Origin of the sequence: Luteibacter sp. 22Crub2.1 (assembly GCF_900167995.1) — a bacterium.
GTDB classification, from domain to species: domain Bacteria; phylum Pseudomonadota; class Gammaproteobacteria; order Xanthomonadales; family Rhodanobacteraceae; genus Luteibacter; species Luteibacter mycovicinus.
In genome coordinates, this window is the sequence record NZ_FUYT01000004.1 from 208691 (window position 1) to 220502 (window position 11812).

Genomic DNA, 11812 nt, shown 5'->3' on the forward strand with positions numbered 1-11812 from the left:
GTGTCTCCCCTCGTGTGTCGCGCCATCAGTCGTGCTGGATGTAGACGACGTGCGTTTCGGTGTATTCGTAAAGGCCGTGCTTGCCGTCGGCGCCGCCGATGCCCGACTTGCGACGACCCGCGTGGAAGCCCTGCATGGCTTCGAAGTTTTCGCGGTTGACGTACGTTTCGCCGAATTCGAGATCGCGCACACCACGGAAGGCGCTGTTGAGATCGCGCGTATACAGCGACGAAGTAAGGCCGTAGTCGGAGTCGTTGGAGTAGGCGACCGCCTGTTCCAGACCGTCGACCAGCACGATCGGCAGGACCGGACCGAAGGTCTCCTTACGGATGATTTCCTGATCGTTGTCTTTCGCGATCAGCACGGTCGGCTCGTAATGGAAGCCCTGGCCGAGGTCGGCGACCTTGCCGCCCGTGACTACTTCGTTGCCCGCGGCGACGGCTCGCTCGACCGCACCGCGTACCTTGTCCAGGCCTGCCTTGTTGATCAGCGGGCCCATGCCGACCGATGCATCCGAGCCCGGATCGCCATAGGTCGTGGCGGCCATGTTCCGGCGAAGCTTCTCGACGAATTCGTCGGCGACCTTGCGGTCGACGTAGACGCGCTCGGCGCAGTTGCACACCTGTCCGGTATTGATCACTCGCGAATCGGTGATGGCCTTCGCGGCAAGGTCGAGGTCGGCATCGGCCAGCACGATCGCCGGCGCCTTGCCGCCCAGTTCCAGGTTCACGCGGGTGAGGTGCTTGCCCGCCGTCTGCATGATGCGGCTGCCGGTCTCGACGCTGCCGGTGAAGCTGATCAGGCCGACGCCCGGGTTGTCGGTCAGTGCCGCACCGGCCTTGGCGCCGGTGCCGCCGATGAGGTTGAACACGCCCTCGGGCAGGTCGGTCTCCGCGACCAGCTTCGCGAACTCGAACGCATTGAGGGGCGTCTCTTCGCTGGGCTTGATCACCACGGTATTGCCGGTGACCAGTGCGGGAGCCATCTTGCGGGCGATCAGGAAGAACGGGAAGTTCCACGGCAGGATGCCGGCGACGACGCCGATCGGCTTGCGCAGCAGAAAAATGCTTTCGCCCGGGCGGTCGCTGGTGAGCACCTCGCCTTCGAGACGGCGCGCCCATTCGGCCATGTAATCGATGTAGTCGGCGGTGAAGTCGACCTCGACCGCGGCGAGACCCTGCGTCTTGCCTTGTTCGGCGACGATCAGCGCGGCCAGGCGCTCTCGATGCTGGCGCACCTTGGCCGAGATCGCGCGCAGAGCATTGGCGCGCTGGATGGCGGGCAGCTTCGACCACGCCGGCTGCGCCTTGCGCGCTGCATCCACGGCGGAGGCCACGGTACCGGCGGAGGCTTCCGGCACATGGCCGAGCACGGCCTGCGTTGCCGGGTTGGTGACCTCGACGCTGCCATCGGACGAGTCGCTGACGAAACGTCCGCCGATGTAATTCTGGTAGTTGCTGCTCATTTCGTTTCCTTGGGTACGCGCGCCATGCGGCGCGGGGTGTTCAAGCGGTGGGGCGAAGCGGGAGCCAGGGCTCACCGCGTTCGTCGAGAAGAATGGAACGATCGAGGGCGCGCACCGAGGTGTTGCCGGTCAGCGCCATGCTGACATCCAGCTCGCGCCGCAGGATCTCGATTACCCTGGTCACGCCTTCCTGGCCCATGGCACCGAGGCCGTAGAGGAAGGCCTTGCCGATGAGGCCGGCACGCGCGCCGAGGGCCAGCGCTTTCAGCAGCGCCTGGCCGGTCTGGATGCCGCCGTCGAAAAGGACCTCGATGTCGTTGCCGACGGCGTCGACGACACGGGGCAGGGCGTAAGCGGAAGCGACGGCGCCATCGAGCTGCCGCCCGCCATGGTTGGAGACGACAATCGCGTCGACGCCCGCCTTGACCGCTGCGCGTGCGTCATCGGGTTCCATGATCCCCTTGAGGATCAGCTTGCCCGGCCACAGGTCGCGAATCCAGCCGATGTCGTCCCAGGTCAGTCGCGGATCGAACTGGTTGCCGATCCACTGCGCGAGGGTAGTGAGGCCATCCGCCCCGTCGATCTGCCCGGCCAGATTGCCGAACGAGCGACTCGGCGCGGACAGGACGCCGCTCACCCAGCGTGGCTTGCCGAGGATGTCGACGAGGTTGCGCATCGTCAGCTTCGGCGGCACCGTCATGCCGTTCTTGATCTCGCGATGGCGCTGACCCTGGATCTGCAGGTCGGCGGTCACCATCAGCGCCGAGCAGCCCGCCTCGCGGGCACGGGTGATGAGCGACCTGGTAAAGCCCCGGTCGCGCATCACGTAGATCTGAAACCAGAACGGGTCCTTCACCGCCGCGGCGACCTGTTCGACCGAGCAGATCGACATGGTGCTCAGGCAGAAGGGGATCCCGGCGGCCGCCGCCGCGCGGGCGGCGAGGATCTCGCCCGAGCCGTGGGTCAGGCCGGTGAGGCCGGTCGGCGCGATCGCCAGCGGCACGGACAGCGGCTGGCCGATCACTTCTGTGGTCAGATCACGGCGATCGACATCGATCATGACGCGCTGGCGCAGGTGGATGCGATCGAAGACGGCGCGGTTGTCGCGCAGCGTCACTTCTTCATAAGAGCCGCGGTCGTCGTAGTCGAAAAACGCGCGGGGCACACGTTTGCGGGCGAGATCCCGAAGGTCGGCGACGCAGGTGATCGGAGTGGGCATGCTGGACCATCGAAACGAAAAACCTGCCGGATGCTAGGCAGGCGGTCGCTGCGCCTGAACGAAATAATTTCCTGTCAGGCAAGCGCTCGTGGCGGGTCTTTATGCTGCGGTGCGGAAGGAATTGCATGAGAGCCTTCGCAGTGAGGCATATGCGCTAGATTGCGCCGCAGCACACATGTGCCGAGCGTACCGCGTTTTATTTCGTGAGCGGTTCACCCCCCCCGATGGGCGGCAGGGCGTTGAACAGGTGGTCACTCTGGTAGCCCCCGCGATTCCCTTCTATCCTTCGTCCACGAGCGCAGATCACGGCGCTCAGGGGGAAATACCGGACATCCGCCTGCCTGCGCTGACGCGATGATTGCCGCCTTTGCAGGTCTGGGTCTGTCCACACTGGAGAAGGTGTATCAGTTCGCGACCCAGCCCAAAGCCGTCGCGGGTCTGATCATGGCCGTCATCATCTGGATGGCTTTCCTCAACGGCGTCCGCGGTGCGTTCGCCTTGCGCGACTTCGCGCGGAAGGCCGAGCTTCCGGCGCCTGATTCCGTGGCGTCCTGAAGCGGCTCTACCCCGGCCAGACGGCATAGATGATCTGGCTGAGGTGCCTGCGGGGCGTCAAGTGAAGGATCCACTGGCGCCCACGTCGACAGCAGGCGATCATTCCGTCCGTGGCGAGCCTGCCGCATGGGGGGAATGCATGAGTATCCAGGACATCGTTCGCGACGACGACGTCGCGGTCTACAAGACGCTGCTCGAATCGACGCGCGCCATTCCATGGAAGATCGACTGGGCGACGCTGCGTTTTGCCTATGTGGGACCGCAGATCGAGGAGCTGCTCGGCTGGGCACCCGAATCCTGGATGACCGTGCAGGACTGGGCCGATCGCATGCACCCCGAGGACCGCGCGTGGGTTTTCGACTTCTGTGTCTCGCAGTCGATGGCGGGCATCGATCACGAGGCCGATTATCGCGCGCTGCGCAAGGACGGCACCTTCGTCTGGATTCGCGATGTCGTGCATGTGGTGCGCAATGAGGACGGCACCCCGAATGCGCTGGTCGGCTTCATGTTCGACATCAGCGAGCGCAAGCGCACGGAAGAAAAGCTGCTCAACATGCAGCGCGAGCTCGAAGAGCTGTCCTTCAAGGATGGCCTGACCGGCGTGCCCAACCGTCGTCGTTTCGACACGATGATGGAGACGGAATGGCGCGACGCCAAAGACAGTCACAAGTCCATTTCGCTCGTCGTCCTCGATATCGATTTCTTCAAGCAGTACAACGATCACTACGGGCATCTGGAAGGCGACGAATGCCTGAAGCGTGTCGCTTCGGCGCTGTCCGGCATCGTGCGTCGACCCGCCGACCTCTTGTGCCGCTTCGGTGGTGAGGAGTTCGTGCTGTTGTTACCGGATACCGACGAGGCCGAAGCCCTGGCGCTGGGATGGCGCTGCCTCGATCTGGTCGACAAGGCACTGATCCCGCATGCGGGCATCGGTTCGGGCAAACGGATCACCATGAGCGCGGGCGTCAACAGCATCGTGCCGAAGGAGGGCGATGAGCTGTCGGCCTTCATTCGTAGGGCGGACCAGCGTCTGTACAGCGCTAAAGAGCGTGGCCGTGCCCGTGTCGTCGCCGACGGCTGCTGATCACCGCACGGTCAGGGACTGTCTTCCGCGCGAATGGTCCGCCAACTGGCAAGGATGGCCTCGAAGGTGACCCGGTCGCCTTCATAAGCCTCCTCGGTCGTGGTCAGGGATACCGTATAGGTGTGTGAAAACCCGTCGGACGGTTTCACGATATGACGTAAGGCGATCACCACGTCGGAAACGTGCGGCCGACCGGTCGACTTATCACGGTAACGGATGACGCTGCGCTCCGCTTTGAGGCCACCCAGCGACATCGCCCGACGCGAGACAAGGATCACATGATCGATCGTCTCGTCGTGGGTCATACCGTCGATGCGCTCGTCGGTGGCCTGCCGCACGGTATCGTCGAGCGCCGCGTTATAGGCAGCGAACAGGTCAATGCTGCGGTCGCTGCCTGCGGTGTCGTCCAGACTGACCACGCAGCCGTGGTCAGTCATGTCGATGGGTGAATCCGGGTAGGCGTGCAGCGACCCTGGAAACAGGGCGGTGAAACCGTAGTAGTCATTGACGACTTTGCCTGCATCCTTGCAGCGCAGGGTGGTCTCATCGGTTTGGGGTGCTTCCTTTGGAGGCTGAACGCGGGCCTGCGCCATGCCGGCCAAACAGCAGGTGGCGATGCCCAGCCACCTGACGCGTGCCTGTCGTCTCCTGGGTTCTGGCATGGCGTCGTGCCTTCAGTAAAGCACGCGCGCCCGAAGCGTACCCTCGATCGCCGCCAGCTCGTTACGCAGCGCCACGGCATGCTCCTCGCTGGTGGTCACGTCGATCACGACATAACCGACTTGCGGCGAGGTCTGCAGATACTGGCCGTCGATGTTGACCGCCGCTTTGGAGAACACCTCGTTGACCCGCGACAGCACACCCGGAATGTTCCGATGGATGTGCAGCAGGCGGCGGCTGGTCGGATGGCCGGGCAGGGATACCTCGGGGAAATTCACCGCCGAGAGTGTGCTGCCGTTGTCGCTGTAACGCACCAGCTTGGACGCCACCTCGATACCGATGTTCTCCTGCGCCTCGGCCGTACTGCCGCCGACGTGCGGGGTCAGGATGACGTTGTCCATGCCGACCAGTGGCGAGACGAACGGATCGGTATTGCCTTTAGGCTCCACCGGGAACACGTCGATCGCGGCACCGGCGAGGTGCTTCGTACGCAGGGCGTCGGCCAGTGCGTCGATATCCACCACGGTGCCGCGCGAGGCGTTGATCAGCATCGAGCCGGGACGCATGCGGGCGATCTCGGCGGCGCCGATGAGGTTCTTCGTCTGCGGTGTTTCCGGCACGTGCAGCGTGATGACGTCGGCGCGCTCGAGCAGGTCGTCCAGGCTGGCCGCGGGGCGTGCATTGCCCAGCGAAAGCTTCGGCTCGACGTCGTGGAAAATCACGCGCATGCCCAGCGATTCGGCGAGCACGCCGACCTGGGTACCGATGTGGCCGTAACCGACGATGCCGAGCACCTTGTCGCGGACCTCGAAGCTGCCGGCGGCCGACTTGGACCAGCCGCCGCGGTGGCACTCGGCGTTCTTTTCCGGGATGCGGCGGACCAGCATGATCGTTTCGGCGATCACCAGCTCCGCCACGCTGCGCGTGTTGGAGTAGGGCGCGTTGAAGACCGGCACGCCCAGTCGCTCGGCGTCGACCGTATCGACCTGATTGGTACCGATGCAGAAGCACCCCACCGCGATCAGGCGGCGCGCTTCGGCCAGCACGTCGGCGGAGAGATGCGTGCGCGAGCGGATGCCGACGATGTGCGCATCGGCGATGCGCTCTTTCAGCTCGTCCTCGGGCAGTGACTTCTCGTGAAACTCGATCTGCGAGTAGCCGGCCTGGCGGAAGGTGTCGAGCGCGCTGCGGCTGACGCCTTCGAGGAGCAGCACCTTGATGTCTTCTTTCGGGTACGACGTGCGCTTCATGGCTGACGCTTCTGCTTCGCGGATTCAGGGCTGACCACTATGCCAGATCGTGACGCCCATGTTGCAGCGCACCCGGCGGACTGGCACCCTCGGTGGATACCCGAGCGAGACTCCCATGACCGACCCGCGCCTGGCCGAACTGGCCCGCCTCCTTCCCGAACTCAGGCTGTCGACCGATCCGGGCGACCTCGAGCACCATGGCCGCGACTGGACCCGTCGCTGGACGCCCGCGCCGCTCGCCATTGCCTACCCGGCGACCGTGGAAGAGGTGCAGGGCATCGTCCGCTGGGCGAGCGGGCAGGGCGTGGCCCTGGTGCCTTCGGGCGGCCGGACGGGCCTTTCCGGCGGTGCCGTGGCGGCCAACGGCGAGCTGGTGGTGACCCTCGACCGGATGAACCGCGTGCTCGACTTCGACCCGATCGACCGCACCCTGACCGTCCAGCCGGGCATCGCCCTGGAGGCCGTGCACAACGCGGCGAAGGAACGCGGATTGCTTTACCCGGTGGATTTCGCCGCGCGGGGCTCCTGCCAGATCGGCGGCAATATCGCGACCAACGCCGGCGGCATCCGCGTGATCCGTTACGGCAACACGCGACAATGGGTCGCGGGTCTGAAGGTCGTCACCGGGACCGGCGAGCTGCTGGATCTCAACCGGGGCCTGATCAAGAACGCGTCCGGCTACGACCTGCGCCATCTGGTGATCGGCTCGGAAGGCACGCTCGGCATCGTCGTCGAAGCCACCCTGAGCCTCACGTCACCGCCGCCGCCCTCGCAAGTGATGCTGCTCGCGGTTCCGGCGATGGATGCGTTGATGAAAGTCTTCGCCGAGGCACGTCACCGTCTAACACTCGGCGCGTTCGAATTCTTTACCGATCGTGCATTGCTGCACGTGACGGCGCACGGCGCGCAGCGTCCATTCGACGGGGAATATCCGTTCTACGTCGTCACCGAGTTCGATGCGCCGGACGAGGCCGCCGAAGCCGCGGCGCTGGCGTTCTTCGAGTTTTGTCTGGGCGAAGGCTGGGTGGTCGATGGCGCGATCAGCTCCAGCGATGCCCAGGCCGCGTCCCTGTGGCGGCTACGCGAGGGCATCACCGAATCGCTCGCGCCGCACAAGCCCTATAAGAACGACGTTTCGGTGCGCATTTCGGCGGTGCCGGCGTTCATGGCCGAGATGCAGGCGCTGCTGTCGGCCGAGTATCCACACTTCGACGTGGTCTGGTTCGGTCACATTGGCGACGGCAACCTGCACATCAACGTGCTGAAGCCCGCTGATCTTGATAACGCGGCATTCGTCGAGCAGTGCGAACACGTCACCTCGCTGCTGGTCGACACGCTGCAGCGCCACGGGGGCAGCATTTCCGCTGAGCACGGTATCGGCCTGGTCAAGAAGCCCTGGCTGGGTAGTGTCCGCAGCGAAGCCGAGATCGCCCTGATGCGCGGGATCAAGTCGGTGTGGGACCCGAATAACGTCATGAATCCGGGCAAGCTACTTTAGCGAGCCGGTAGGAGCGCGCCCTGCGCGCGAAAAGCCAACAACGCGGTGACGCAGTGGCACCCTGGCGCGCGCGTAGTTCGTTGGTCGCGCGCACGGCGCGGTCGTAGCTCAGCCGGGGAGGTTGGCAGGCGGTGGCAGGGGCATTAGCCTTGGGCTTTCCCCGCACCCCAGAGACGTGCCCCCATGGCCCAGGATTCCCCCGACCTCTACCCCGCGATCGAGCCTTACAACAGCGGCACGCTCGCGGTCTCGCCGCTGCACACGCTCTATTTCGAGGAAAGCGGCAATCCTCAGGGCAAGCCGGTGGTCTTTCTCCACGGCGGCCCGGGTGGCGGCACGAATCCGCGTTGCCGTCGCTTCTTCGATCCGAAGAAGTACCGCATCGTGCTCTTCGACCAGCGTGGCTGTGGCAAGTCCACACCGCATGCCGAACTGACCGATAACACGACGTGGGATCTGGTCGCCGACATCGAGCGCCTTCGCGAGCATCTGGGTATCGACACGTGGCAGGTCTTCGGCGGCTCGTGGGGCTCCACGCTGGCCCTGGCCTATGCCGAGACGCACCCGGATCGCGTGAGCGAACTCGTCCTGCGCGGCATCTTCATGCTGCGTCGTTCGGAGCTGGAGTGGTTCTATCAGGGCGGTTGTGACCAGCTCTATCCCGATGCCTGGGAGACGTATCTGTCGGCCATTCCGCAGGCGGAGCACGGCGATCTGATCAGCGCCTACCATCGCCGGCTGACCAGTGCCGACCCGGCGGTCCGTGTCGCCGCGGCGCGTGCGTGGTCGGTGTGGGAAGGGGCGACGAGCTACCTTTACCAGGACGAGGGGCATATCGCGTCGAGCGGCGAGGACGAGTTCGCGCTCGCGTTCGCCCGCATCGAATGCCACTACTTCGTCAATGCCGGCTTCTTCGAGGTCGATGGCCAGCTGTTGCGCGACGTGGGCAAGATTCGCCATATCCCCACGGTGATCGTGCAGGGACGTTACGACGTGGTGTGTCCCGTGCGTAGCGCATGGGATCTGCATCGCGCGTTCCCGGAAGCCGATCTGAAGATCGTGCAGGACGCGGGGCATTCGGCGTTCGAGCCGGGAATCATCAAGGAGCTGGTGCGGGCTACGGATCGGTTTGCCAGCTGACAAAACAGGTAGGAGCGCGCCCCGCGCGCGAAAAGCCCGTTCGCGACAGAGCGTCGCACGGAGCCTTTCGCGCGCGAGGCGCGCTCCTACAAGGGTTTTAGAACAATCCCAGTGGCAGCGTCACCATGTCGACCACGAAACCATCGTGGTCCGATGAGCCCAGCGCCTTCTTCACATCGGTCGCCGACGCGGAATCGTCCAGCGTCTGTACCGGTGCGTCGAGGTTGCCGCGGCCGTACTGCATCTTGAGGAACAGGCCACGGGCCACCGTGTTGAGCAGCGCATGGTCGAGCACCTGGTGCGTCGGCACCGAGCGCGGGGCCTGGCCCTGGATGTTGCCGAAGTTCTCGGTGAACAGGAACGAATAACGATCGTTCGCAGGTACCGAATCCACGGCGTTCCACAGTGCCGGCCTGACCAGGTTCTTGCCCAGCTTCAGCAGGTTCTGGCTGTCGTCGTAGCGACCCGAGATCAGGCCGACCACGTCGGTGAAGCCATCGCTGAACTGATATGCGTTGAAGTCACCGACGACCAGCAGCGGCGCGAGGAGGTTCTTGCGGTCGGTCTGAATCGCCTGGACCTGGGTCGCCAGCGACTTCGCCTGCAGGAAGCGCTTTTCGCGGTCGCGATCGGCGGTGGTGCCGGTTTTGTCCACGTTCTGGCGTGCCTTCGGGTGCACCGAGATCACGTTGATGCGCATCTTGCCGAGGATCGACGGTACTTCGGCGGTCAGCAGCAGCGGCGGATGGTCGTGCACGAAGGCGGTCGAACCCTGATCCTGCCAGGTTTCATCCGCGCCCAGCTGGCGCACGTCGAGCACGCGTACGCGGTCGGTACGCACCAGGAAACCGACGTTGATACCGCTCGGATCGTGGCCCTCCTGCAGGAACGCTTCGTACTGTGCCGGGTAGTCGTCACCCAGTTGCCTGGCGAGGCCCTGCAGCACGGCGAGGCTCTTCACTTCTTCCACAGAGAGGATGTCGGGTAGCTTGAGCACGCCGCCGATGTATGCGGACAGGCGCTGCGTCTTCAGTTTGACCTGATCCGCCGTCGGCTCGGTGTCGCCACCGCTGCAGGTAAAGGTCGTGTTGAAGTTGGTGTCGCAGAAACGCTCGGTGTTGAGCGCGCCCACCCGCACCGCGTAGAACGCACGCGAGTCCACGGGACGCGGCAGATCGACCGCTTTCTTCACCGTGACCTTGGTCGGGATCAGCGTATACGCACCGAACGCGTACGACATGACGCCTTCCGCGCGGAACGTGGTGCCCGCGTTGAATGGCGTGTTGGCCGGCACGGCACCGTAGTCGGCGGTGTTCATCTTGAACACTTCCGGGTTGCCCGACCAGTTCGGCAGGTTGACGCCATCGGGCACGGCTACCGTGTAGCGCACGCCCGGCTTGCGCAGCGAACGCTGGCCGTTGGCGGTGATGTACACCTCGGCGAACGGTTCGTTGCTGAAGCGCAGGTTGCCGGTGGTGATCATGCCGTTGTCGATGGCGACGCGCATGCCGACGTAGCACTGGAAGTTGGTGTCGCCGCAGGAGAGGGCGTTCGGATCCGTCGACGGGATCTTGTCACCGAAGACGACGGCGGCCGGCAGCTTCGCGCCGTGCATCGTCGTGACGACCGTGGCGCTCTTCAGTTCCGGCAGGTTGTAATAATTGTCGACCGTCGCTTCCACGTTCACCAGGTCGCCGATCTTTACCGTCGGTGCCGAACTGGTGAACACATAGATGCCGTTGGAGGTGAGGCGGTCGTCATCCGCACGGTTGTCCGGCGTCTGGATGGTGAAGCCCGCCGGGCCGACGGCGGTCACCACGTTACCCGTCGTGGCGACACGCTTGCCGACCAGTGGCGAGACCTGACCGCGACCGGTGACCTGCCAGATTTCAGCGGCGATGGGGATCTGATTGAGGATGGCGCCGACCGCGGTGTCCTTCGCCAGCGTCACGTCGCCCGTCGCGTTGGACAGATTCACGCGCAGCGCCTTGTCCGGACCGGCGGCCCTGGCCCCGTGCACGTTCACCGTGAGGGTCGTCGTGGTCGAACCGGCCGGAATCGTCAGCGTCGTATCCACGGCGTCATAGTCGCCGGCCGCCACGGTGGCGGTGTCGTCCGCGGTCCGGGCATACACGGTGACGTCGGTGTCCGCCGGCTCGCTCAGCGTGACGGTGAACGGCATCGGCACGTCGTCGCCGTTACGCAGGCTCACTGTGGCATCGGCGATCGACAGGCTGGTGCCCTGGACGGTACACGGCGACGTGCTTGCGCGCGGCGCGGTCGGCGCGACCTTCACCCAGTCCGCCGAGTTGTCGCCGGTGGACTGCGGCAGGCCCGCGCCGTTGACCTTGCGCTGGTAACCCTGGTCCGAATTGCCGGTACCCAGCGTCGTCAGCGCCGTGCCGAGCTTGTACGCCGAACCCGCGCTGAGGCCGACCTGATCGATGACCGATCCCGAAGCGTCGAGCAGAGCGAGGCCGCCGTCGTCGGTGACGCCTGTCGAGTAGCTCAGGTCAGGCGTAACCGTGCCCGAATAGCCCGATGCCGCCTTGTTGGAAAGCAGCAGGAAGCAGCCCGGAGCGACCGATGTCCCGGCAGGGAAGGTGAAGCGTGTGCCGGTCGTGCCGCTCGCGTTGGACGCGTTGAACTTGTAGCCGGACACGTCCAGCGCGGCGGTGCCGGTGTTCTGCACCTCGACGAATTCGTCGTTGCCGCCGGCGGGCCCGCGTACGCGGAACTGGGTGATGGAAAGGTCCGCCGCCTGCAGCGGAAGGACGGCCATGAGGCCTGCCAGCGCCGCCCATGTGGCGCGCTGTGACGTGGTCAAACGCATTCGAATGTCCCCTCGAGTCGTTGGTTGTACGCGACCCACAGCGTCGCCCGGTCCTCGCGCGACGTTCCCCCCGTGAAGGTCCGTACCGGGGAGTCTGACGCAAATTTA

The 11812-nt window shown here is 65.0% G+C and carries 9 protein-coding genes; 4 read left to right on the top strand and 5 right to left on the bottom strand.

Annotated elements, in window-relative coordinates; all coding sequences use genetic code 11:
• Window positions 1-25: 25 nt before the first annotated feature.
• The gene (gene aldA / locus B5X73_RS05430; protein WP_079520868.1) at window positions 26-1465 is read right to left on the bottom strand and encodes an aldehyde dehydrogenase; all 1440 of its coding nucleotides are present in this window, start codon (window positions 1463-1465) and stop codon (window positions 26-28) included.
• 40 nt (window positions 1466-1505) lie between these two features.
• Complete coding sequence (locus B5X73_RS05435; protein ID WP_079520869.1) at window positions 1506-2684, bottom strand: alpha-hydroxy acid oxidase; 1179 nt, start codon at window positions 2682-2684, stop codon at window positions 1506-1508.
• 354 nt (window positions 2685-3038) lie between these two features.
• Between B5X73_RS05435 and B5X73_RS05440 the strand changes: the two genes are divergently transcribed.
• Window positions 3039-3239 carry a hypothetical protein gene (locus B5X73_RS05440; RefSeq protein ID WP_079520870.1) on the top strand — a complete coding sequence of 67 codons (201 nt, stop codon included), beginning with the start codon at window positions 3039-3041 and terminating at the stop codon, window positions 3237-3239.
• Between the two features lie 139 nt (window positions 3240-3378).
• Window positions 3379-4323, top strand: coding sequence for a GGDEF domain-containing protein (locus B5X73_RS05445; protein ID WP_079520871.1), 945 nt, complete (start codon window positions 3379-3381; stop codon window positions 4321-4323).
• 11 nt (window positions 4324-4334) lie between these two features.
• Here B5X73_RS05445 and B5X73_RS05450 read toward each other — a convergent pair whose 3' ends face one another.
• Together B5X73_RS05450 and serA are read right to left on the bottom strand one after the other, a co-directional pair.
• Entirely contained in the window at window positions 4335-4916 is a 582-nt protein-coding gene (locus tag B5X73_RS05450; protein WP_079520872.1) for a hypothetical protein, read from the bottom strand.
• Between the two features lie 81 nt (window positions 4917-4997).
• The gene (gene serA / locus B5X73_RS05455) at window positions 4998-6233 is read right to left on the bottom strand and encodes a phosphoglycerate dehydrogenase (protein WP_036114897.1); all 1236 of its coding nucleotides are present in this window, start codon (window positions 6231-6233) and stop codon (window positions 4998-5000) included.
• A 115-nt stretch (window positions 6234-6348) separates the two neighbouring features.
• Here serA and B5X73_RS05460 point away from each other — a divergent pair, with 115 nt between their 5' ends.
• Both B5X73_RS05460 and pip read left to right on the top strand, forming a co-directional pair.
• Window positions 6349-7731: an FAD-binding oxidoreductase gene (locus tag B5X73_RS05460; protein WP_079520873.1), complete on the top strand. Its 1383-nt coding sequence runs from the start codon at window positions 6349-6351 to the stop codon at window positions 7729-7731.
• Between the two features lie 183 nt (window positions 7732-7914).
• Window positions 7915-8871: a prolyl aminopeptidase gene (gene pip, locus B5X73_RS05465; protein ID WP_079520874.1), complete on the top strand. Its 957-nt coding sequence runs from the start codon at window positions 7915-7917 to the stop codon at window positions 8869-8871.
• Between the two features lie 97 nt (window positions 8872-8968).
• Here pip and B5X73_RS05470 read toward each other — a convergent pair whose 3' ends face one another.
• Window positions 8969-11704 (bottom strand): lamin tail domain-containing protein, encoded by a 2736-nt coding sequence (locus B5X73_RS05470; protein ID WP_079520875.1) that lies wholly within the window; start codon window positions 11702-11704, stop codon window positions 8969-8971.
• Window positions 11705-11812: the final 108 nt, after the last annotated feature.